The 22,724-nt window shown below is 69.9% G+C and carries 22 protein-coding genes and 1 pseudogene; 2 read left to right on the forward strand and 21 right to left on the reverse strand.

What is annotated here, in order from left to right; genetic code table 11:
* Nucleotides 1–11 precede the first annotated feature (11 nt).
* The 7 genes from dprA to rplS all read right to left on the reverse strand — a co-directional run bounded on the left by dprA (nt 12) and on the right by rplS (nt 5,664).
* Complete coding sequence (dprA, locus tag OH802_RS24755) at nt 12–1,184, reverse strand: DNA-processing protein DprA (protein WP_406023047.1); 1,173 nt, start codon at nt 1,182–1,184, stop codon at nt 12–14.
* Nucleotides 1,181–2,764, reverse strand: coding sequence for a YifB family Mg chelatase-like AAA ATPase (locus tag OH802_RS24760; protein ID WP_406023049.1), 1,584 nt, complete (start codon nt 2,762–2,764; stop codon nt 1,181–1,183). The genes dprA and OH802_RS24760 overlap by 4 nt, the downstream gene beginning before the upstream one ends.
* Nucleotides 2,764–3,129: a YraN family protein gene (locus tag OH802_RS24765; protein WP_160024477.1), complete on the reverse strand. Its 366-nt coding sequence runs from the start codon at nt 3,127–3,129 to the stop codon at nt 2,764–2,766. The genes OH802_RS24760 and OH802_RS24765 overlap by 1 nt, the downstream gene beginning before the upstream one ends.
* A 139-nt stretch (nt 3,130–3,268) precedes the next feature.
* Nucleotides 3,269–3,577: a DUF2469 domain-containing protein gene (locus OH802_RS24770; RefSeq protein WP_045550889.1), complete on the reverse strand. Its 309-nt coding sequence runs from the start codon at nt 3,575–3,577 to the stop codon at nt 3,269–3,271.
* An 82-nt stretch (nt 3,578–3,659) separates the two neighbouring features.
* Nucleotides 3,660–4,352: a ribonuclease HII gene (locus OH802_RS24775; protein ID WP_406023052.1), complete on the reverse strand. Its 693-nt coding sequence runs from the start codon at nt 4,350–4,352 to the stop codon at nt 3,660–3,662.
* Nucleotides 4,349–5,251: a signal peptidase I gene (gene lepB / locus OH802_RS24780; protein WP_406023054.1), complete on the reverse strand. Its 903-nt coding sequence runs from the start codon at nt 5,249–5,251 to the stop codon at nt 4,349–4,351. Before lepB ends, OH802_RS24775 begins: the two co-directional genes overlap by 4 nt.
* Before the next feature lie 62 nt (nt 5,252–5,313).
* Nucleotides 5,314–5,664, reverse strand: coding sequence for a 50S ribosomal protein L19 (gene rplS / locus OH802_RS24785; protein ID WP_406023056.1), 351 nt, complete (start codon nt 5,662–5,664; stop codon nt 5,314–5,316).
* Nucleotides 5,665–5,921: 257 nt separating this feature from the next.
* Here rplS and OH802_RS24790 point away from each other — a divergent pair, with 257 nt between their 5' ends.
* Nucleotides 5,922–7,133: a Fic family protein gene (locus OH802_RS24790; protein ID WP_406023058.1), complete on the forward strand. Its 1,212-nt coding sequence runs from the start codon at nt 5,922–5,924 to the stop codon at nt 7,131–7,133.
* 59 nt (nt 7,134–7,192) lie between these two features.
* On the opposite strand, the gene OH802_RS24795 is transcribed toward OH802_RS24790, so the two are convergent.
* The 14 genes and pseudogenes from OH802_RS24795 to OH802_RS24860 all read right to left on the reverse strand — a co-directional run bounded on the left by OH802_RS24795 (nt 7,193) and on the right by OH802_RS24860 (nt 21,479).
* The gene (locus OH802_RS24795) at nt 7,193–8,449 is read right to left on the reverse strand and encodes an ammonium transporter (protein WP_406023060.1); all 1,257 of its coding nucleotides are present in this window, start codon (nt 8,447–8,449) and stop codon (nt 7,193–7,195) included.
* Between the two features lie 155 nt (nt 8,450–8,604).
* Nucleotides 8,605–8,991, reverse strand: a complete 387-nt coding sequence (locus OH802_RS24800) for a GNAT family N-acetyltransferase (RefSeq protein WP_406029403.1) — start codon at nt 8,989–8,991, stop codon at nt 8,605–8,607.
* A 102-nt stretch (nt 8,992–9,093) separates the two neighbouring features.
* A pseudogene (gene trmD / locus OH802_RS24805) lies at nt 9,094–9,762 on the reverse strand (tRNA (guanosine(37)-N1)-methyltransferase TrmD); the annotation flags it as partial.
* Nucleotides 9,759–10,319: a ribosome maturation factor RimM gene (gene rimM / locus OH802_RS24810; protein ID WP_406023062.1), complete on the reverse strand. Its 561-nt coding sequence runs from the start codon at nt 10,317–10,319 to the stop codon at nt 9,759–9,761. The gene rimM and the pseudogene trmD, both read right to left, overlap by 4 nt.
* Before the next feature lie 177 nt (nt 10,320–10,496).
* Nucleotides 10,497–10,739: an RNA-binding protein gene (locus OH802_RS24815; RefSeq protein WP_008363327.1), complete on the reverse strand. Its 243-nt coding sequence runs from the start codon at nt 10,737–10,739 to the stop codon at nt 10,497–10,499.
* Nucleotides 10,740–10,744: 5 nt separating this feature from the next.
* A complete protein-coding gene (gene rpsP / locus OH802_RS24820; protein ID WP_160024482.1) occupies nt 10,745–11,227 on the reverse strand; it encodes a 30S ribosomal protein S16 in 483 nt (160 codons plus the stop codon).
* 164 nt (nt 11,228–11,391) lie between these two features.
* The gene (locus tag OH802_RS24825) at nt 11,392–12,465 is read right to left on the reverse strand and encodes an amidohydrolase family protein (RefSeq protein ID WP_406023064.1); all 1,074 of its coding nucleotides are present in this window, start codon (nt 12,463–12,465) and stop codon (nt 11,392–11,394) included.
* 14 nt (nt 12,466–12,479) lie between these two features.
* Nucleotides 12,480–14,180 (reverse strand): FHA domain-containing protein, encoded by a 1,701-nt coding sequence (locus OH802_RS24830; protein ID WP_406023066.1) that lies wholly within the window; start codon nt 14,178–14,180, stop codon nt 12,480–12,482.
* A 78-nt stretch (nt 14,181–14,258) separates the two neighbouring features.
* A complete protein-coding gene (locus OH802_RS24835) occupies nt 14,259–16,151 on the reverse strand; it encodes a glycoside hydrolase family 3 protein (protein WP_406023068.1) in 1,893 nt (630 codons plus the stop codon).
* 250 nt (nt 16,152–16,401) lie between these two features.
* Nucleotides 16,402–16,764: a hypothetical protein gene (locus OH802_RS24840; protein WP_406023070.1), complete on the reverse strand. Its 363-nt coding sequence runs from the start codon at nt 16,762–16,764 to the stop codon at nt 16,402–16,404.
* Nucleotides 16,765–18,327, reverse strand: a complete 1,563-nt coding sequence (ffh, locus tag OH802_RS24845) for a signal recognition particle protein (protein WP_406023072.1) — start codon at nt 18,325–18,327, stop codon at nt 16,765–16,767.
* A 190-nt stretch (nt 18,328–18,517) separates the two neighbouring features.
* Complete coding sequence (locus OH802_RS24850; RefSeq protein ID WP_406023074.1) at nt 18,518–20,731, reverse strand: [protein-PII] uridylyltransferase; 2,214 nt, start codon at nt 20,729–20,731, stop codon at nt 18,518–18,520.
* Nucleotides 20,732–20,752: 21 nt separating this feature from the next.
* The gene (locus OH802_RS24855) at nt 20,753–21,091 is read right to left on the reverse strand and encodes a P-II family nitrogen regulator (protein WP_008363338.1); all 339 of its coding nucleotides are present in this window, start codon (nt 21,089–21,091) and stop codon (nt 20,753–20,755) included.
* 49 nt (nt 21,092–21,140) lie between these two features.
* Nucleotides 21,141–21,479 carry a P-II family nitrogen regulator gene (locus OH802_RS24860; RefSeq protein WP_141803747.1) on the reverse strand — a complete coding sequence of 113 codons (339 nt, stop codon included), beginning with the start codon at nt 21,477–21,479 and terminating at the stop codon, nt 21,141–21,143.
* A gap of 196 nt (nt 21,480–21,675) precedes the next feature.
* Between OH802_RS24860 and OH802_RS24865 the strand changes: the two genes are divergently transcribed.
* Nucleotides 21,676–22,722, forward strand: a complete 1,047-nt coding sequence (locus OH802_RS24865; protein ID WP_406023076.1) for a class I SAM-dependent methyltransferase — start codon at nt 21,676–21,678, stop codon at nt 22,720–22,722.
* The last annotated feature ends 2 nt before the right edge of the window (nt 22,723–22,724 follow it).

Consider the following 22,724-nt stretch of genomic DNA (forward strand, 5'->3'; position numbering starts at 1 on the left):
TTGCCCGGGCCTCAGGTGCGAGCCGCGCCCGGTGCCAGCTGCCACCCATCGGGGAACCGCTCGGCGAGACCGAGCGCCTCGAGCCGCGACAGCGCGGTGCCGGCCGTCTTCGGGTGCAGGCATGCCGACCTCGCGATGGCGAGCTGTGAGGAGGGGCTGCTCACCGGGACCGCGTCGAGAACCTGCTTCTCGACGGAGGTGAGCGAGTCGCGGCGGCGTACGGGGCCTCGGGGTTCCTCGGGGACGGCCTCCCCCATGTCGCCGACGAGCTCGCGTACGTCGAGACCGTCGGTCACCAGGACGCCTTTGCCGCTGCGTACGAGCTCATGGGTGCCGACCGAGGTCATCGCGCCCACCTGACCCGGCACCGCCATCACGGGTGTGTTGATGCTGTAGGCCCAATGGGAGGTGTTGAGGGAGCCGCTGCGCGCTGCCGCCTCGACGACCACGGTGCCCCGGGCGAGGGCGGCGATGATCCGGTTGCGGGAGAGGAACCGATAGCGGGTGACCGGGAACCCGGGCGCGATCTCCGAGATCACCGCTCCGCTCTCGGCGATCGCGTCGATCAGGCGCCGGTTGCGGAGCGGGTAGGGAACGTCGACGCCACCTGCGAGAACGGCGACGGTGCTTCCAGGCGGGCCGGTGAGTGCGCCCCGGTGCGCGGCCGCGTCGATGCCGACCGCTGCCCCGGATACCGTCACGAAGTCGTTGACCGCGAGGTCGGCCGCGATCCGCGCCGCGGCGTCGGCGCCGTAGGCCGTCGCGTCTCGGGACCCGACGATCGCGACCGACCGGTCGAGGTCGCTGAGCAGGAGCGGCCCCCGCACCCACAGACCGAGTGGGGTGCCGGTGCGGTATTGAAGAGGCTCCTGGCCGGCGAGCCGCTCGACCTGGGTGGGCCACTCCTCGTCGCCGGGGATGACGTAGCGGAACCCGGCGTTGGCCGCCCGCTCCAAGTCGCGGTCGGGGTGGATCTGGGCCAGCCGCAGCCTGGCTTCGAGGCCGTCGTCGCCGAGGTCGGGGTCCTCCGCGGCGAAGCGTCGGTAGACCTCGGTCGCGGTGGATCCCACCATGCAGGGGTCGAGCAGCGGGGTGCCGGGCTCGATCAGTTGGGTCAGCGCGATCCGGGCCAGACGCTCGCGCTCGAGGTCGGTGAAGGACGGTGCGACGGGCGCCGCGGTCATGCCGACCTCCCCTCGAACGCCGAGACCGTGAGCGACCCGCCGTTGCGCAGCGCGAGCGCCGTCTCGGTCTCGGTGACGCCCGGCCAATCGACCCCGGCGAGGTCGGCCACCGTCCACGCGAGGCGATGCACGCGCACCGCACCTCGACGGGTCAGGGCACCGGAGAAGATGCGTGAGTCGATGAGCGCCTCGGCCGATGGCGGCAGCGGCCAGTTGTCGCGCAGGGCGATCCCGCTGGCCTGGCCGTTCAACCGCCACCCGAAGTCGGCGTAGCGCTCACGTTGGCGGCGCCTGGCCGCCGTGACCCGTTCACGGATGTCGGCGCTGGTCTCCGAGCCCCACGGGTCATGGTTCTGCTCGGACATCGGCCGCAGCGTGCGGATGATGTCGATGCGGTCGGTGATCGGGCCGGAGACCTTCCGCTCGTAGGACTGACGCTCGTTGGACCGGCAGATGCAGCCGTCCTTGGTGATCGAGGCGTCGAAGTTGCCGCACGGACACGGGTTGGCGGCGAGCACGACGAGGGCGCGCGCCGGGAGCGTCACCGACTCCTCGCCTCGCGACACCGTGATGTCGCCGCTCTCGAGCGGCTCGCGCAGGCACTCGATGACGTCGCTCTTGAACAACGGGAACTCATCGAGGAAGAGGACGCCGGCGTGGGACAGCGAGACCTGGCCCGGGCGGACCCGTCCGGTGCCGCCGCCGACGATGCCGGGTTTGGAGGCATCGTGGTGGGGAGCCGCGAACGGCGGCCGGGTCAGGAGCCCTCGGTCGACGTCGAGCACCCCGGCCAGCGACTGCACCGCCATCACCTCCAGCGACTCCTCACGCGAGAGATCGGGCAGGATCGTCGGGATCCGCTCGGCGATCGAGGTCTTGCCGCAGCCCTTCGGTCCCTTGAGCAGCAGGTGGTGTCCACCGGCGGCCGCGACCTCGACCGCGTAGCGGGTCTCGGGCATGCCGCGAAGGTCGGACATGTCCATGTCGTCGAGCCTGCGGTCACCTCGCCAGCCGAGCAGGCTGCCGCCCGTGCCGGTAGCGACCGGCGGCGCGTCGGGCACCGGCTCGCCACGCAGCTCGGCGACCACCTGGCCCAGCGACCGGAACCCGAGGATCTCCATCCCGGGCACCATCCGCGCCTCGGCCACCTGCGGCTCCGGCACCACCACCCGAGCGATGCCGGCGTGGGAGGCGGCGAGCACCATCGGGAGCACGCCGGAGGTCGGCCGCAGCCCACCGTCGAGCGCCAGCTCCCCGATGAAGACCGTGCGCTCCAGCCCGGTCGTCTCGAGCTCGCCACTGGCCGCGAGGATCGCCAACGCCATCGCGAGGTCGTAGTGCGAGCCGCCCTTCGGCAGGTCGGCCGGCGAGAGCAGCACCGTGATCCGCTTGGTCGCTGGCCACTCGAGGTCTGAGTTGATGATCGCCATCCGGACCCGGTCGCGCCCCTCGGCCAGCACGCTGTCGGCACGGCCGACCAGCGTCACGCCGACCAGGCCGGGCGAGACGTCGGCCTGTACGTCGACCAGGTGGCCGACAGCGCCCCGAAGGGCGACGCCATGAGCTCGCGCGTATCCCATCACAGGCCCCTGACGTGCTCGACCAGCGCCGAGCCACGAGGCGCGTGCATCACCGCGACGAGATCGATCCGGATCCCCGGGGCTCGCACGTCGTGCTGCTCCAGCCAGGCGATCGCCAACCGCTTCAGCCGGTCGAGCTTGGTCTTGTCGACCGCCTCGTGCGGCGTGCCGCACCCGTCATGGCTGCGGGTCTTCACCTCGCAGACGACGAGGGTGTCGCCCTCGCGCAGGACCAGGTCGATCTCCCCATCAGCACATCGCCAGTTGCGGTCGAGCACGGTCATACCCGCCTCGACCAGATGCCTCTCGGCGACCGATTCGCCGTAGTTTCCCAGCGCGATCCGCGCTGGCGCCGTTGAACTCATCATGGACCTCCTGCCCTTCGGCTTCGAGGTCCAGACTCATCGCGAGCACCGACAATCCGGGCTGGTTCCGGGGCGCCTGGGGATAACCCCGGATCGAGATCGCCCTGTGGACGGTAACTGGCCCGAGATCAGCCGTACGTCAGTCCAGCGGCTGGTCGATGTCGGTCGGGTTGAGCGTCTCGACGTTGACGTCCTTGAACGTGAGCACCTTGACCGCCTTCGCGAACCGGGCCGGCCGATACATGTCCCACACCCAGACGTCGTTCATCGACACCTCGAAGTAGACGTCCCCCGAGTCCGTGCGCGCCCGCACGTCGACCTGGTTGCACAGGTAGAAGCGGCGGTCGGTCTCGACGACGTACTTGAAGATGCCGACCACGTCGCGATACTCGCGGTAGAGGGTCAGCTCCATCTCGGTCTCGTACTTCTCGAGATCCTCCGCGCTCATGCCGCCGCCTCCGTAGAGGAAAGCGAGGAATACGCACGCGGCGGCCTGAGGTCATTGGTCGCTCGCTGGCGCTCGCTCATGTTCAGGACTCTAGAGCCAACACAGGCGAAGAGCCGGGAAGACTCCACGAGCGGCGGTGATATGCCGACGGTCCCAGGCGCTCCAGCGCCGCGATGTGGGCGGGCGCGGAGTAGCCCTTGTTGTCGGCCCAGGCGTAGTCGGGATATTCGTCGTGGAGCGCGACCATCAGCGCGTCGCGCGAGGTCTTCGCCAGGATCGAGGCGGCGGCGACGGCGGCACACTTCATGTCGGCCTTGATCATCGTCGTCACCGGCGGCACCTCGACCTCCTCCACCATCTGGGAGACCTCACCGAAGAGGCCCTCCTGCACGGGCGGGGTCAGGTAGTTGTGGTTGCCGTCGAGCAGCAGCGCGTCAGGACGTACGTCCAGGGCGCTCAACGCTCGCTGACCGGCCAGCCGCATCGCGGCCATGATCCCGACCTCGTCGATCTCGGAGGCCAGCGCATGCCCGACAGCCGAGTCGACGGCCCAGCGGCGCACCTTCGGCGCGAGCATCTCGCGAGCCTCGGGAGTGAGCAGCTTGGAGTCGCGTACGCCCTGCGGTGCTGTGCGGGTCGCCTCGGTGATGACCACGATCCCGATCGAGACCGGCCCACAGAGCGCGCCGCGCCCCACCTCGTCGACGGCACCGAGATGGGTGACGCCGTCGCGCAGCATGGACCGCTCGACTCGCAGAGTTGGCGCACTGCTCACGGTGACGGCACGTCCTCGAAGCTCTCGGGCCGGTGGATCCACTTCGCCCGGTCCAGCGGCCAGCCCAGCGCGACGACCTTACCGACCACGTTGTCCTCCGGCACCCAAGGCACCAGCGCGCAGTCGGTCTCGTTGGCCGTGCACATGTGGACGGTCGAGTCGGCCGAGTTGGCCCGGTTGTCGCCCATCACGAACAGCGACCCCTCGGGCACCGGACCGGCCTCCCAATGGCGGTTGCCGGGCATCGGCCCGAAGCACTCGCCCTCCTTGTTGGGGCGGCCGCACTTGGTCTGGGAGGGCCGAGCGTACGGCTCGTCGATCGGGACGCCGTTGACGATCAGCCGACCCTGCTTGTCGCAGCACTCGATGACGTCGCCGGGGACTCCGATGACACGCTTCACCAGGTGGCCGCCCTCGGGGTAGAGACCGATGACCGCGAGCGCCTTGCCGAAGAGATTGTTGGGGCCTGCCGACTCGTCGACACCGAGCCAGGATCCCGGGTCGGAGAAGACCACGACATCGCCGCGCTGCGGCGTGCCAGCGAGCCAGTAGGACGGCTTCTCCACCAGCACCCGGTCGTCGGTCGCCACCGACGGGCCGCCCTGCAGGCCGGGTTCCATGGACTCCGAGGGGATGTAGAAGGCCTGCACGAACAGGGCCTTCACGACGATCGCGACCAGCACGGCCAGAACGACCAGGACGATGCCCTCCTGCCAGGCCGACAGGCGGGGCTTGTGCTCCTCCTCGCGGCGCGGTCCGTTGGCCGGGCCCTGCTGCTCAGAGGCCCAGCGCGGGGCCTGAGGAGAAGACGAGAACGACCGCGATCCCCCCATCTCGGGCCCGTCCCAGCGGGCCTGGGGCCCTACGCCGACGGAAGGATCGCGGTCGTTCGAAGTCACGCGGTGAGTCTAGAGACTCCCTCCACAACGAGCCTCATCGACTCGCAATGCTCAGGAAACCCTCAGACCTCGCGGCGCTCCTTGATCTTCGCCTTCTTGCCGCGCAGGTTGCGCAGGTAGTAGAGCTTCGCGCGACGGACGTCACCGCGGGTGACGACCTCGATCTGCTCGAAGATCGGGGAGTGCAGCGGGAAGGTGCGCTCGACACCCACGCCGAAGGAGACCTTGCGGACGGTGAAGGTGCGGCCGATGCCGGAACCGTGGACGCGGATCACGACGCCCTGGAAGACCTGGACGCGGGACCGGCTGCCCTCGACGACCTTGACGTGCACCTTGACGGTGTCACCGGCGCGGAACTCCGGCAGGTCGTCGCGCTTGGCGACGTTGCCGACCTCAGCGAGTACGTTGCTCATCATTTTCTCCTCACGCTCGCCACAGGCCGATCGCGGTCATCCATGCCCTGGTCAGGGCGATCTTTGGCGGTGGTCCAGCCACGCTGGCCGGCGGCGTACGGTTCCCCCTGTGGCAGGAGCCCGTCGCGACACCTCCGGGTGTCATCTTCGGAGCGTGCTTCGGCCGACTGGACCGGCCCACAAGTCTGCCACAGCGCCGTGGACCGCCGGGAATCGCGACGTACGCGGCACAACCGCGCCCGTGCGAGGATGCCCCCGTGACCGACACCGACTGGCCACCGCACACCTACGTGACGCGTCCGTACAAGCAGCGGATCCCGCGCGGTCCGCGCGTGGACCGGCTGCTCCGTGAGGTCACGGTGGCGCTGCCGCCGCATATCGCCGATCTCGACCTGGCGCTGGAGCGGCCGGTGGCGGCGATGACGACCGCCAGCGCGGGCGCACTCCGCCATCTCGACCTGGTCCACGGCCGGACGATGGACGGGCTCAACCACCTGCAGCTGCGCACCGAGGCGATCGACTCCTCCAAGATCGAGCACGTCGAGGCCAGCCTGGCCGACTACGGTCGGGCCCTGCTCGGCATCGGCGCCAACTCCTCGGCGACCTCGATGGCATCCGCGACCCAGGCGATGCAGCGGCTGATCAGCGAGGCCGACACGACCCGAAAGATCATCTCCGACGCGATCCTGCGCGCCCACCGTGACCTGTTCGTACGCCATCCCGACGAGGCGGCCAGCGCCGGCAGGTTCCGCGTCGTGCAGAACTGGGTCGGCGGCTCCGACTACGCACCCCGCGACACCCTCCACGTGCCACCGCCACCGGAGACGGTCATCGACTACATCGAGGACCTGGTCGCCTTCGCCAACCGCGACGACCTCTCCCCCATCGCCCAGGCCGCGATCGTGCACGCCCAGTTCGAGTCGATCCACCCCTTCATCGACGGCAACGGCCGTATCGGGCGGGCCCTCATCCACGCCGTGCTCCGGCGACGCCGCGCCTCGCGCCATCTGGCCGTCCCGATCGCCTCGGCGCTCGTCGCGCACCGCGACCGCTACTTCGCCGCCCTCAACGACTACCGGGCCGGCACCGCGTCCACGATCATCGCCATGCTCGCCGCCTCGACGACCATCGCGACGACCGAGTCGTGGAAGACGGCAGAGACGCTGGAGAGCATCCGGCGCAGCTGGGGCGAGGCGGCCGGTGACCCACGGCCCGGGTCGGCTGCGTACCGTCTTCTCGACCTGCTCACCGAGGAGCCCATCCTCAACGCCGAGCTGGTCACCAAGAGCCTCGGGATCGAGGACCCCACCGAGACGATCGACGGCCTGGAGCAGTCCGGGATCCTCACCCGAGCCAAGCGCACCCGCCACTCCCCTGTGTGGGTCGCGCCGGCGGTTCTGGCCGAGGTCGAGGATCTCAGCACCCGCATCCAGCACCAGGCCCGACAGCTTCCCTACGGCCCTCGCTGAGACACGCCGCGAGGCCCGCCCCGGCGAACCGGGACGGGCCTCATGATCGATGCGACGGCTCAGCCGAGCTCGGAGTAGCCCGGCTCGTGGAGAACGGTGTCGATACCGGCGACCTCGTCCTCCTCCTTGGCGCGGAAACCGATGGTCTTCTCGATCGCGAAGCCGATGATGAAGGCGACCACGAACGAGAACACGATCACGGTGAGCGAGGAGAGGACCTGGGCACCGAGCAGCTTGAAGGTGCCGCCGAAGACCAGGCTGCCGCCGGTGAGAACCTCGGCGCCGAAGATGCCGACCCACACGCACCCGATGAAACCGGCGACCAGGTGGATGCCGACCACGTCGAGCGTGTCGTCGAAGCCGAGCTTGAACTTGATCTCGACGGCCAGGGCGCAGATGGCACCGGCGACGAGGCCGAGGACGAGGGCCCAGACCGGGGTCACGAACGCACAGGCGGGCGTGATGGCTACCAGGCCGGTGACGATGCCGGAGGCGGCGCCGACGGCGGTCGGCTTGCCGTCCTTGAACTGCTCGACAACGATCCAGCCGATCAGACCAGCGGCCGGGGTCAGCAGGGTGTTGAGGAAGATCAGCGAGGTCTGGCCCTCGTCGGCGCCGAAGACACCGGTGTTGAAGCCGAACCAGCCGAACCAGAGGATCGCGGTACCGATCAGCACGAGCGGTACGTTGTGGGCAACCGTCTCCTCCTTGGAGAAGCCGACCTTGCGCCGTCCGAGCACGAGCGCGAGCGCGAGGGCCGCGGCACCGGCGGACTGGTGGATCACGGTGCCGCCGGCCCAGTCGAGCGCACCGCCGAGGCCGTAGACGTTGTTGGCGAGCCAGCCGTAGAAGTTGCCGTCGGCGTCCACGCCCCAGATCCAGCGGAAGGTCGGGAACACCACGAAGGTGGCGAAGAAGACCGCGAAGATCATCCACGGCCAGAAGCGCGCACGGTCGGCGACCGCCCCCGAGACCAGGGCGACGGTGATGATGCAGAAGGCGACCAGGAAGGCGTGTCCGCCGAAGAGGTTGCCGGCGTCGCCGCTACCCGCAGAGGTGACGAGGTCGGTCATTCCGAAGTCCTCGAACGGGTTACCGAAGAGCTTGCTGCCACCGCTGGTGCCGTTGCCAGCGATGCCGGTGCCGCCGTAGAGGACATAGAGGATCGTGACGACGGCGATCGAGCCGAAGCTCAGCATCATCATCGAGACGACGGACTTGGCCTTCACCAGACCGCCGTAGAAGAAGGCGAGGCCGGGAGTCATGAAGATGACCAGGGCCGCGCACAGGAGTTGCCATGCAAGTTCGACAGACATTCAGTGCCTCATAGTTGAGTCTCGGGATGTGGCTGTGGCGTCACGCGAGCCACGTCGCTCGTCGTACGCATTGCCCGGCATCGTTGCGACGCAACGTTTCAGAGACGGATGCCTTGTGTTACAGGAAAGTAACAGAGTTGTCGGTTGCCGTTCCGTTACCGTCGAGTTGCGCGGGTCTTCGTCATGATGACGGCGCCTGGCGGAGCCTCGAGGTCGCGGCGCAGCCGGAACCCGGCCTTCTTGTAGATCCTCTGGTTCCGCTCGCTCTTCGCTCCGGTGAAGAGCGAGTGCGTCCTGACATCCACCGGCGCGACCGCCTGGATGTGGTCCAGTAGCTGACGCCCGAGGCCTCGACCCTGCAGGTCCGGGGCGGTCATCAGCCGTCCGATCTCCCAGACGTCGCCCTCGAGCCGGGCACGGACCGAGCCGACCAGCCGCCCGGCGGAGCGGACCACGTAGACGTCGTGCGTCTCCAGTGCGCGCACGGTGTCCTCCAGCGACTCGTGCAGCGGCGGGATCTCGACGCCGGGGTTGTCGTGCATCTCCTGCACCCAGCAGGCGAGCTGCAGCGTGTGCAGCTCGGGGACATCGGCGCGTACGGCGGGCACGATCTCCCACTCCGTGGCTGCCTGGGATGCGTGGAGCAGGTCGGGGCGGCGTACGGAGGTCCGGGCCACCGCCTGGTCGTGGCGCCACTGCGCGATGCGCTTGTGATCGCCGCTGAGCAGCACCTTCGGGACCTCGAGGTCACGCCAGGAGGCGGGCTTGGTGTAGACCGGGTACTCCAACAGGCCGTCCTCGTGGGACTCCTCCACGAGCGACTCGGCGTTGCCCATGAACCCGGGGAGCAGACGTACGACGGCCTCCGTGATCGCCATGGCGGCGACCTCTCCCCCGTTGAGGACGTAGTCGCCCAGGGAGATCTCGCGGACCTCGGCGCGGGTGGCGGCGTGGTCGAGCACGCGCTGGTCGATGCCCTCGTAGCGACCGAGCAGGAAGACGAGCCTTTCCCGGGTCGACAGGTCGCGAGCCAGGGCCTGGGTGAACGGCTCACCGCTCGGCGTCGTGACGATCACGGTCGCGCCGTCGATCGCCAGCTCGTCGAAGGCCTCACCGAACGGCTCCGGCTTCATCACCATCCCGGCGCCCCCGCCATAGGGCGTGTCGTCGACGGTGCGGTGGCGGTCGTGGGCCCAGTCACGTACGTCGTGGACGTGCATCTCCAGAAGCCCCGACTCGATCGCCTTGCCCGGCAGGCTCAGCCGGAGCGGCGCGAGATAGTCGGGGAAGATGGTGAGGTAGTCGAGCCTCACGTGGCGTCGTCCTCGTCCTCGGCGAACGGCGTGACCAGGCCGGGGCGGTCGGCGATGACGACCTTCTTCTCGGCGAGGTCGACGACCGGCACCAGCGCCTTCACGAACGGCACCAGCGCATCGCGCCGGTCAGGGGTGCGGATCGTCAGCAGGTCCTGGGCTCCCCCATGGACCAGCGCCTTCACCGTGCCCAGCTCGCGGCCCTCCTCGTCGAAGGCGGTCAGGCCGACGAGCTGATGGTCGTAGTACTCGTCGGGGTCCTCGGGAGTCTCCTCTGCCGGGACGTCGGCGAAGAGCAGCGTCCCGCGAGCCGCCTCGGCCTCGTTGCGGTCGGTGATCTCCTCGAAGGCGACCTGGAGCACCTGCCCGTGCCAACGGGCGCCCTCCACGGTCAGCTGCTTGGCGGCGTACGCCGATCCCTTCGGCGGCTGCGCCCGCAGCACCGTACCCTCGGCGAACCGCCGGTCGGGCTCGTCGGTCCGCACCTCGACGGTCACGAACCCCCGGATGCCATGCGGCTTGCCGATCCGTCCGACCAGCACCTCGATCAACTCCACAGGAGTGAGATTAGGGGCTGTGGGGTGCCGGGCAGGAATCACCGGTTAACCGGTGATTCCTGCACTTCTCAGGCGTTGCATTGCCAGAGAAGTGCAGGTTTACCCGGTTAACCGGGTAAACCAACGGGCGCCACCCCCGAAGGAGTGGCGCCCGTTGTGCGTTTGATGCAGCCGTGCTCAGCGACCGCCGTCGACATCGACGAAGTCGATCCGCGCGCCGCCCTTGCCGGCCAGCGCGGAGATGACCGTACGGAACGCGGTGGCGGTGCGGCCGCCGCGGCCGATCACCTTGCCGAGGTCGTCGGGGTGGACCCGGACCTCGAGGACGGAGCCGCGACGAAGCTGCTTGTCGCGCACGCTCACCTCGTCCGGGTTGTCGACGACTCCTCGGACGAGGTGCTCGAGAGCTTCGGCGAGCATGCTGCTCAGGCCTCGGCCTCGGCGGCCGGGGTCTCCTCGGCCTTGGGCTCCTCGGCCTTCGGCTCCTCGGCCTTGGGCTCCTCAGCCTTCGGCTCCTCGGCCTTCTTGGCGGACTTCTTCGTCACGGCCTCGGCACCGGCGGAGGCGTGAGCCTCGGCGAGGGCCTTGTTGAAGAGCTCGAGCTTGTCGGGCTTCGGCGGGGCGACCCGGAGGGTGCCCTCGGCGCCCGGGAGGCCCTTGAACTTCTGCCAGTCGCCGGTCACCTTGAGGATCGCCTCGAGAGCCGGGGTCGGCTGGGCGCCGACGCCGAGCCAGTACTGGGCGCGCTCGGAGTCGACCTGGATGAAGCTCGGCTCCTCCTTGGGACGGTAGAGACCGATCTCCTCGATGACAGCGCCATCGCGCTTCTTGCGCGAGTCGACGATGACGATGCGGTACTGCGGAACCCGGATCTTGCCCAGGCGCTTCAAGCGGATCTTGACAGCCACTGTTGGTGGTATTCCTTTGGAATCGAATATGGGTGAAGAGGCCCGTGTCGGTGTGGGGACACCCGTCAGGCAACTTCGGCGGGCACTGTCGCGCTGGGTGAGAGGGTCCCTGCGCACAGGACACACAACTCAGTTTGCCAGAGGTGCCCGGAAGCGGCGAAATCTCAGGCGTAGACCTTCCCCCGGAGTACGACGGCAGCCGGCCGGGCGAGGACGGTGAGGTCGTCGAGGGGGTTGGTGTCGTAGACGACGAAGTCGGCGGGGTCGCCCTCGGCGAGGCCGGGGTTGTGGCCGAGCCACTCCCGGGCGCGCCAGGAGGCGGCGCCGAGGACGACGTCGGCGGGCAGACCGAGGCGGTGCATGGCGACGACCTCGGTCGGGAGTACGCCGTGCAGCTGGTCCCCCGCGCCGTCGGAGCCTGCGTAGAGAGCGACCCCTGCCTCGTAGGCGCTCATGATCGTCTCGCGACGGCGGGCGTAGAGGTCCTCCATGGTGGCGGCGTACGTCGGGAACTTGGGTGCCGCGGCGGCGGCCAGGTCGGGGAAGATCTCCAGCTGGGCGACGGTGGGGACCAGTGCGGTGCCCTGCTCGGCCATGGCCTCGACGAGGTCCGGGGTCAGGCCCGTGCCGTGCTCGATGCAGTCGATCCCGGCCTCGATCAGGCCGGGCAGGACCTCGCGGCCGAAGCAGTGCGCCGTGACCCGCGCGTCGTTGTCGTGGGCCACCTTGATCGCCTCGGCGAACGACTCCGCCGGGAAGGACGGCTTCAGGTCTCCCTCGGCCCGGTCGATCCAGTCGCCGACGAGCTTGACCCAGCCGTCACCGGAGCGCGCCTGCCGCTCGACGGCCTCGGCCAGACCGTCGGGCTCGACCTCGTCGGCGTAGTTGCGCATGTAGCGCTTCGTACGTCCGATGTGGCGACCGGCGCGGATCAGCCGGGGCAGGTCCTCGCGGGACTGGACCCAGCGGGTGTCGGCGGCTGAGCCGGCGTCGCGAAGCAGCAGCGCGCCGGCGTCGCGGTCGGCGATCGCCTGAGCCTCGGCGGTCTCCTGGTCGACGGCACCGTCGGGACCGAGCCCGATGTGGCAGTGCGCGTCGACGAGGCCGGGCACGATCCAGCCCGATGCGCCGGTCTCCGCCCCCGACGGCCGCTCGTAGGTGATGCGGCCGTCGAGGACATAGAGGTCCCGCACCTCTCCATCGGGAAGGACCGGGCCGGAGAAGCGCAGAGCAGTCATGTGACGCAGGTTACCTAGTTGCCCGGCACCTTCACGCCGGCGGCCTCGAGGATCGGGAAGTGCTGGGCGAGCGGGATGACCTGGCCGGTGACGACGTTGCTCTCGTCCCACCCGATGGAGGTCGGGACGCCGACGAGCTCACCGTCGTCGTTGACCGCGGCGCCACCCGAGTTGCCGCTGGAGATCCGGGCGGTGACGTCGAAGACGGCCCGCTCCTCGCCTTCGAAGGAGAGGATCGTCGCCACGTTGCCCTCGGCGACGGTCGGCGGCTGGAAGAGCACGCCCTCCTTGTCGGCGAAGCTCTCCTTCGGCAGCATCGGGAAGCCGATGGTGGCGATGAAGTCGCCGCGGTCGACCGCGTTGGAGTCGCCGAGCGAGATCGTCGGCAGGTCCAGCGAGGACGGGTTCACCGGGTTGCCCTCGCCGTCGGCGACGATCTGCACGACCGCGCTGTCGACCTCGCCGTCGGACTCGATGACCTTGGCGATGTAGTCGGGCTCGCCGACCTTGTAACCCTCGGCCGGGTCGGTCAGGTGGATGTTGACGACCTCGGGCGAGACCTCGCCCTTCGCGGCGTACTCCGGGATCTTCGCCGGGTCGGCGACGTGGGCGTTGGTGAGGATCTTGCCGTCCTCGGTGACGATCGACCCGGATCCCATCGCGATGGTGTCCTCGGTCGGCGCGTACGTGATCCAGACGACGGCCCGCTGCGCGCTGTTGAGCTCGTCCTTGGTCAGGCCGGTGTCCTGAGCGGCCGACTCGCCGCCGGGCACGACGAACATCGCGACCACCAGTCCGATGACCACGACCGCGGCCGCGGCCCCGATCCCGCCCCACAGCAGCAGCTTGTTGCGGCGCTTCGCGGCGGCACGAGCGACCTCGACCTCGGCAGCGTAGATCGGGATGACCTTGAGGATCTCGCCCGCGACCGGGTGCCCGAGGCGGATCTCGGTCTCCTCGTCGATCTCCTCCCTGACCAGCGGCTTCCCCTTGAGGAACGACCCGGTCTGGGAGCCGTTCTCGAAGGTCCAGCCGCCGGGGATGGCGACCAGCCGGGCGTGCTGGCGCGAGACGCCCTGGTCCTCCAGTACGACCGAGTTGTCGGCCGCGCGGCCGATGGTCACCGTGACCGGGTGGCGGAAGCGGTGCTCCTTGCCCTCGGCGACCAGCAGCAGGTCGGGGCCGGTCGGCGCGGTCGGCGGTTGCCCCGGGGCGACCGGACGTGCCATCCCGGGCGCGATCGTCATCTCCGAGATGTCCTGGGTCGCCGAGGGCGCCGGGGGCGCGGGCGGGAGGTTGCCGGGCGGGGGCGGAGCCGCCGGTGCCGCCCCGGACGGCGGGGCAGCCGTGGCGCCCGCCATCGCCGGCGGAGGCGGCGGAGCCGGCGCCTGGGCACGCGGAGCACCCGCCGCGACCGGCGCGTCGTCGAGGGTGACGGTGATCGTCGAGCCCGGTCCCGCCGGGCCGAGCTGGATCTCGGTCGCCCCGGTCAACGGCACCTCGGTGACGCGGCTGCCGGAGACGTACGTCCCTCCGGCGGAGCCGACGTCGACCAGCTTCCACCCGGACGGGTCCGGGCGCAGCTCCGCATGAGCGCGGGAGACGGAGGATGACGAGAGCACCACGTCGGCATCAATCGAACGCCCTATTCGGACGATCTTGTCGGGCGGGAAGCTGAGCGCTCGTCCCGATACGTCTACGCGAAGCGTCTGCATGCACGAATCATGCACCGAAATGGCCCGATCCAAGCGTCGCGAATCGAAGATTCGCACAACTCGGACCGGGCCTTTTCGCTATCGGCGGGTCTTCAGACCGTGTCCGTACGCAAACAGCGGGTCATAGTCGGAATCGCCGATGTTGATCGGCTCCTGGTCGACCGAGCGGGGCCAGGTCACCGGGAGCTTCCCGGTGAACGGACGCTTGCCGAAGAGCACGTCGGCGACGCCCTTGCCCTCGCTGCCCGGCAGCCAGGAGGCGACCAGGGCGTCGATCTGCCCGAGCAGCCCGGGCGGGATGATCATCGGACGCCCGGAGACGACGAGCACCGTGCAGGTCGCGGCGGCCGCGCAGACCGTCTCGATCGCCGCGGTGTCGGCCTCGCTGAGGTGCATCGTCAGCGCGGGCCGCTGCACGCCGCCCTCGCCGGGGTCGTAGCCCCAGCGGGGGCCGCCGATGTCACCGAAGCCCTCGGCGTACGGGTGCTCGCCGACGACCACGACACCATGTGAGCCGGCCGGGACCGGCGCGGAGGCGTCGGGCGAGTGGGTCACCTCGCCGCGGGCCGCGGACTCGATGCCGTCGAGGATCGTGTCGCCGGGGATCTGGTGGGTCGAGTTGCCCTGCCAGGTGATCGTCCAGCCGCCGGCCTGGTCGCCGATGCTGTCGGCCTTGCTGCCCGCGACGTAGACGTCGTCGCCTCCGGAGAGCGGGAGCGCGTGCCTGTTCCGGAGCAGAACCTGAGACTTCGCCACCGCCTCGCGCGCGACGCGACGGTGGGCGGCGCTGCCGATCTCGTCGATGTTGCGCCGGTCGGTGAACGGCTTCTCGAAGAGGCCGAGGTCGAACTTCGCGGTCAGGATCCGGGAGACCGCGTCGTCGATGCGGGCCATCGGGACGGCACCGTCCTCGACCGCGGCGGTCAGCGTCTCGATGAACTGCGGGTAGCCGACGGTGTCACCGGAGAACGGCTCCATGAACATGTCGACGCCGGCGTTGACCGAGATGGCGACCTGCTCGGCGTACGTCCCCGGGATCTGGTGAATCGCCCGCCAGTCGGAGATCACCAGGCCGTCGAAGCCCTGCTTCTCCTTGAGCCAACCCGTGACCAGCTCCTCGTGGGCGTGCATCTTGAGTGGGTTGCCGAGACCGTCCTCGGTCCAGTCGACGCTGGAGAAGGACGGCATCACCGAGCCGACGTCGTGCTTCTTGATGGCGGTGACGTACGGCGAGAGCGCCAGCTTCTCGAACTCGGCGCGCGAGGCCTGGGTGATGCCCTGGTCGATGGTGTAGTCGCCCTCGCCCGTGCCGAAGGTCGTGAAGCCGTCGCCGGCGAAGTGCTTCGCGGTGGCCAGGACGCGGTCGGGATCGTCGAGCTCACCCTTGTCGCCCTGGAACCCCTCGATCATCTGCGACATCTTGGCGGCGAGCTTCGGGTCCTCCCCGAAGGACTCGTACGTCCTCCCCCACCGGTCGTCGCGGGCGACGCAGATGCACGGCGCGAAGGTCCACTGCGGCCCGGACGCGCGGGTCTCCTCCGCGGTGATGTGCCCGATCCGCTCGGCGAGCTTCGGGTCACGGGTCGCGCCGAGGCCGATGTTGTGCGGGAACACGGTCGCGCCGTTGAGGTTGCCGTGACCGTGGACCGAGTCGACGCCGTAGAGCAGCGGGATCCCCAGCCGCGTCGAGAGCGCCTGCTCCTGGAAGGCGTCGACCGTGTCGGCCCAGGCCTCCGGGGTGTTCTCGGCGGGGGTCGAGCCGCCGCCGGAGAGTACGCTGCCGAGCCCGAGCTCGGCGATCTGGCCGGGGTTCGCGGCGACGTCCGCGCGCTCGGCCTGGGCCATCTGACCGACCTTCTCGGCCAGTGTCATCCGGGCGAGCAGGTCGGCGACGCGGGTCTTGGTGGCGAGGCGTGGGTTCTTGTAGGGCAGCGCGTGGTCCACGCGCGTGAGCGCATCGGTGGCGGACACGGTGGGTGACGCTGCGGTTGACGCTGCGGTTGACGCTGGGGCTACGAGGAGCGTGGCGCAGAGCAGGCCGGCGAGAGCCGAGGCTCCGCCGATCGCGCCGCGCTGTCTGTGTGATCGCACGGGACAGGCCTCCTGAGAGTGATCTGTCGGCACCTCGGCGTTGGGGTGCCGCGGCTCGTGAGAGCGCTCCCAGCGTGACGGCGATCACAATCACGGTCAATGGCTACGCACGCGTAACCCCGCGAATTCCTCAGATCTGGTCAAGCAACCAGGACGGTCCCAGGGCCGTGGCGCCGCCACAACGAGCCTGGAGCAGCCGGTCGGCGGTCACCAGCGTCACCCGGTCACCCTTCTCCAGCGCGTCACGGACGACACCGACGATCGCGGCGTCGCCGTCCTTGGGGGCGTGGACCGTGTGCACGTGGGCGTCCCTGCCCGGACGTACGCCGCCCTTGGCCTGTCCCTCCAGGACCAGGACGATCCGGTCCTGCGGGAGATCGGCGACGAGCAGCGCCTCGTGCAGCCGGCGCGCCGCGCCGGCACGGTCCTTCCACCAGCCGTCGGGGCGGGCGCCGACGACGTTGGCGCCGTCGACGACAAGGACCGTCGACACCTACTTGAGGAACTTGGAGAAGTCGGAGGGCAGGTTGAGGTCGGCGGCGGCCTTCTCGTAGTCGATCTCCTCGCCACCCGGCATGCCGAACGGGTTGGCTGCGGCCGGCTTCTTCTCGGCATCCGCCTTCGCCTGCTGGGCGGCCTTGGCGGGGTTGCCGGACTTGCGCGCGCCCTTGCCCTTCTTCTTCTGGGCCACCTGCTTGGCGCCGGCGCGCTTGCCGAAGCTCGCACCGGGCGCGCCGGGCATCCCGGGCATGCCGCCACCGGAGGCGAGCTGCTTCATCATCTTCGACGCCTCGGTGAAGCGCTGGATGAGCTGGTTGACGTCGGAGACCTGGCGGCCCGAGCCCTTCGCGATGCGGGCGCGGCGGGAGCCGTCGAGGATCTTCGGGTTGGCGCGCTCGGCCGGGGTCATCGACTGGATGATCGCCTGGATCCGGTCGATCTCGCGCTCGTCGAAGTTGTCGAGCTGCTCGCGGAACTGGCCCATGCCCGGCAGCATGCCCATCAGCTTCGACATCGAGCCGAGCTTGCGCAGCTGCTGCATCTGCTTGAGGAAGTCCTCGAGCGTGAACTCGCCGGTCGCGATCTTGGCCGCGTCCTTCTCGGCCTGCCCCTGGTCGAAGGTCTTCTCGGCCTGCTCGATCAGGGTGAGCATGTCGCCCATGTCGAGGATGCGGCCGGCCATCCGGTCGGGGTGGAACAGGTCGAAGTCGGTCATCTTCTCGCCGTTGGAGGCGAACATGACCGGCTTGCCGGTGATCTGGACGATGGAGAGCGCCGCACCACCGCGGGCGTCACCGTCGAGCTTGGTGAGGACCACGCCGTCGTAGCCGACGCCGTCGAGGAATGCCTGCGCGGTGTTGACCGCGTCCTGACCGATCATCGCGTCGACGACGAAGAGGACCTCGTCGGGGTTGACCGCCGCCTTGATGTCGGCGGCCTGCTTCATCAGCTCCTCGTCGATGCCGAGGCGGCCGGCGGTGTCGACGATGACCACGTCGTGGAGCTTGCGCTTGGCCTCCTCGACGGCGTCACGAGCGACATCGACCGGGTTACCGACACCGTTGCCGGGCTGGGGTGCGTAGACGGGAACGCCCACGCGCTCGCCGTTGACCTGGAGCTGGTTGACCGCGTTGGGCCGCTGCAGGTCGGCGGCCACCAGCAGCGGCGCCTTGCCCTGCTCCTTCAGCCACAGCGCGAGCTTCGCGGCCAGGGTGGTCTTACCGGCACCCTGCAGACCCGCGAGCATGATGACGGTCGGACCGGTCTTGGCGTAGCGGAGCCGGCGGGTCTCGCCACCCAGGATCGTGACCAGCTCGTCGTTGACGATCTTGACGATCTGCTGGGCGGGGTTCAGCGCCTGGCTGACCTCCTCGCCGCGTGCCCGCTCCTTGACCCGGGCGACGAACTCGCGCACCACCGGCAGCGCGACGTCGGCCTCGAGCAGCGCGATGCGGATCTCGCGAGCGGTGGCGTCGATGTCGGCATCGGTGAGGCGGCCCTTGCCCCGAATGTTCTTGAACGTCGTGGCGAGCCGGTCGGAGAGCGTGGCGAACAAAGCGGTCCTTCAGCAGAGTGGTTGTCCTGCCAAGACTAACGAACTGTTGTGTGTGGGGTGCTATTCGGCAGGCTCGGTCGGGGGTAACACGGTGTTCGCACGGGTAGCAGCGGGCTGCAGCACGCTGCTACCCGGTGTAACACCGTGTTACCCCTGCGGCGGCGTGCCGAAACTCACCGAGTTACCTCGGTCAGCACTCGAGGGCCGCGCGGACCGCATGGGCCGCCTCCGCCGCCCGATGCTCGGCGAGGACTCCGGCCGAGGCCTCCTGGAGGTAGAAGACGTCGACGGCCTGCGGGCCGAGGGTGGAGATGTGGGCGGAGCGGACGGCGATCTCCATCCGCGCCAGCGCGACGGCGACGGTGTAGACGACCCCGGGACGGTCGATGGTACGCACCTCGAGGACGGTGGCCTTGCTGGATGCCTCGGGACGTACGACGACCGAGGGCTCCCTCCCCCGCGCAGCCGCGCTCGGGGCCAGCCGGGTCGCCGGGTCGAGGCGGCCCTCGGTGATGGCGGAGAAGCGCGTGCGCAGCACCGCGGCGTCGACATAGGAGTCGTCGAGGTCCCACACACTGACCCCGAAACCTCCCTGCTGCCAGGCACGACACGCTCTGACCGGCAGCCGCGCGACCGCGAAGGTGGCGGCCAGGTCGGCGAGGAGGCCGAGCCGGTCGGGCGTGATCACCCAGACCCGGGCGCCGTCGGCGAGCGGCTCGGCGCGGAAGGAGGTCGAGCCCGAACGTACGCTCTCGGGGATCTCGACCGCAGCCTGCGGCCGCTCCCCCGCGGCGACGCCGGTGTCTAGGACCCGCGCGGCCCGGCGGGCGAGGTCGAGGATGAGCCGGGCCCGCCAGGTGCTCCAGGCCTGGGTGCTGGTCGCCCGGGCGTCGGCCTCGGTGAGCGCGGTGAGCAGGGCGAGCGCCTCGGCATCGCCCATCGTGTCCACCACCAGGTCGACGGTCGCCGGGTCGTCGGGATCACGGGTGGTCGCGGTCGTGGAGAGCAGCAGGTGCCAGCGCACCAGCTGCGAGATCAGGTCGACCTCCTCCTCCGAGAATCCCATCCGGGAGGCGATCCGGCGGGCGATCGGCTCCCCCGCGACGCTGTGCTCGGTCAGCGACCCCTTGCCGATGTCGTGGAGCAGCGCCGCGACCAGCAGCACATCGGGTCTGGCCACGCGCGGCAGCAGCGCGACCGCCTCGATGCAGGTCTCGATGGTGTGCCGGTCGACGGTGAAGCGGTGGATGATCGAGGCGTGCGGGAGGAGCCGGATCCGCTCCCACTCGGGAAGGATCCGGGAGACCGCGCCGGTCTCCTCCAGCGTCTCCCAGACCGCTAGCAGCCCGCGCCCGGCACCCAGGAGCCGTACGAAGAGATGCCGCGCCTCCTCCGGCCACGGCTCGGCCAGCGCCGGGGTGTCCCGGGCCAGTCGCGCGGCGGTCGGCGGCGCCAGCGCGACCCCGTGCTCGGCAGCCAGCGCCGAGGCGCGCAGCAGCATCAGCGGATCCCGCGACGGACGGGCGCCCGGCACCAGCACCACCTCGCCCGAGGCGAGCGCCAGGCCGTTGCCCAGCGGCGCGAGCCGCGGGCGGCGCGGTGCTCCGGGCCGCGAGCGCTCCAGGACCCCGTCCACCCGTCGCCAGGCCAGGCGGGAGAGATGGGCGAGGCGGCGGCCGATGGTGCGTACGTGGGCCTGCGCCGTGCGGGCGTCGGCCAGCTCGAGCCTCTCGGCGAGCTGGTCCCACATCTCCGGCACGACCCGGTCGGTGGCCCGGCCGCCGATCTCCTGGACGAGATCTCGTACGTCGAGCAGGGCGCGGCGGGACTTCTCCAGGTCGACCGCGGGCACGTCGACCAGCCAGGTCGCCACGATCGCCTTGATCACGACCGCATCCCGCAGCCCGCCGTACATCTCCTTCAGATCCGGCACCGAGGCGTGCGCGAGCTCACCGGCACGCCGATGTCGCTCCACGCTCATCGTCCTCAGCTCGGGCAGCAGGGCCCGGGCGAGCTTGCGCCAGTGCGCCAGCATCGTCGTACGCAGCCGCAGCACCAGCCCGCGATCGCCGGCCAGGTGCCGGATGTCGAGCAGCCCGAGGGCGACCCGGAGGTCTCCGGTCGAGGACGAGAGCATCTCGGAGAACGACCGCACCGAGTGGTCGAGCTTGGGCGCGGTGTCCCAGAGCGGATACCAGACCTGCTCGGCCACCGAACCCGGCGAGACGGCGTCGTCGTGCACCAGGACCACGTCCCAGTCGGAGAAGGGTGCGAGCTCCCCGCGCCCGTATCCCCCGACCGCGACGAGGGCGACCCCGACCTCGGGGCCGCCCGCCGCGGCGTACGCCTTGGCGCACTGCTCGTCTGCCTCGGCTGTGCGCGCCGCCCGGCCCTCAGCCGTCACGCGCCAGCCTCATTCACGATGTCAGATCGCGGCGTCGTCGCGGTCGCCGGTGCGGACCCGCACGATGGTCTCCAGCGGGGAGACCCAGACCTTGCCGTCACCGATGCGCTCGGTCTTCGCCGACGTCTCGATGGCGCTGACCACCGACTCGACCTCCTCGTCGGGCACGGCGATCTCGATGCGGATCTTCGGCACCAGGGCGACGTCGTACTCAGCGCCGCGGTAGACCTCGGTGTGACCCTTCTGCCGGCCGTAGCCGGAGACCTCGGAGACGGTCATGCCGGTGACACCGACAGCTTCGAGGGCGACGCGGACGTCTTCCCACTTGTGGGGTTTGATCACTGCGGTGACGAGCTTCATTTCTCTCCTCCGGTGGGATTCGATGGACCGGCACTCGAACGAAGCCTAGTCAGAGCGCCTCGGCGTCGCGCGCACCGGTCCGTACGCGGACGACGGACTCGATCGGGCTGAGCCAGACCTTCCCGTCGCCGATCCGCCCGGTCTGTGCGGTCTTCACGACGATCCCGACGACGTCCGCGGCATCCTCGTCCTCCACCACGATCTCGATGCGGATCTTCGGCACCAGGGCGATGTCGTACTCGGCACCGCGGTAGACCTCGGTGTGGCCCTTCTGCCGGCCGTAGCCGGAGACCTCGGAGACGGTCATGCCGGTGACGCCGAAGGCCTCCAGGGCCTCGCGCACGTCCTCCCACTTATGGGGCTTGATCACTGCGGTCACGAGCTTCACGAGAGGGCGCCTCCAGAGGTCCTTGATCCTGTCATCTTCGCCGCCACCTTGACCCGGGGACGTTTCGACACCCCGAAGCGTCTGTTTCCACTGTGTAACAGACCATTTCCCTGTACGTCGCCGAAGCATCGAAACAGCCCGTAAATCGCCCGTGCCGCACCCGCGCGGCGCCACCAAAGGTCGCTACCCTCGTCGCATGTCGCACTACGCCGTCGAGATCGACCTCGATCACCGCAACACCAGCCATGTGCAGGTCATCGACCTGGCTGAGTCCGCCGCCTCGGCGGGCAGTGGGAAGCGGGTCCTCGACGTCGGCTGCTGGACCGGTGAGATCGGCCGGATCCTCACCGAGCGCGGCTGCACCGTCACCGGCATCGAGATCGACTCCGAGGCGGCGACCCTGGCCGACAAGGTCCTGGACAAGGTGGTCGTCGCCGACCTGGATGTGACCCCGCTGACCGAGATCGTCGAGCCCGGCTCCTTCGACGTGGTGATCTTCGCCGACGTCCTCGAGCACCTCGTCGACCCGCGGGCGGCACTCGAGCAGGCCCGTGACCTGCTCGCCCCCGGCGGCCGGGTGGTCATCTCGATCCCCAACGTCACCCACGGCTCGGTCCGCCTCGCCCTGCTCCAGGGCCGCTGGCAGACCACCGACACCGGTCTTCTGGACCGCACCCACATCAAGTTCTACTCACGCGAGGGGCTGCTGCAGCTCTTCACCGAGGCGGGCTACGCGGTCGAGGACCTGCGCGGCACCACGGCCGACCCGCTCAACGTCGAGGTCTCGGTCGACCCCGGCCTGCTTCCCGAGGTGGCCGTGGAGTGGGTGCGCCAGCAGCCCGACGCGCTGGTCTACCAGTTCCAGCTGGCCGCCCGGCCGCTCGCCGACGGCGAGGTCCCGCCGGCCGCGCCCGAGCTCGTTCAGGCCGCTCCGGCCGACGAGGTCCGGCTCCGCGACGTACACACCCAGAAGTTCGAGGAGGTCACCCGCTCCCGGCTGGCCACCCGCGACCACATCCTCGGCATCCAGGCCTCGGCCAACTCCGCCCAGGCCCGGGTCGGCACCCTGTCCAAGCAGCTGCGCGAGGCCCGCGAGGTCAACCGGCGCCGTCGCGAGCGCATCGAGCGGTTGCGCGGCAAGGTCGCCGGCCTCGAGGCCGACCTGACCTACGCCACCCGCCACCCGGTGCGGAACTTCGGCCGACGAGTCGTACGCCGCCTCCGCCGCGCAGCCCAAGGCTGACC

Source organism: Nocardioides sp. NBC_00850, from assembly GCF_045207335.1.
Taxonomy (GTDB): Bacteria; Actinomycetota; Actinomycetes; order Propionibacteriales; family Nocardioidaceae; genus Nocardioides.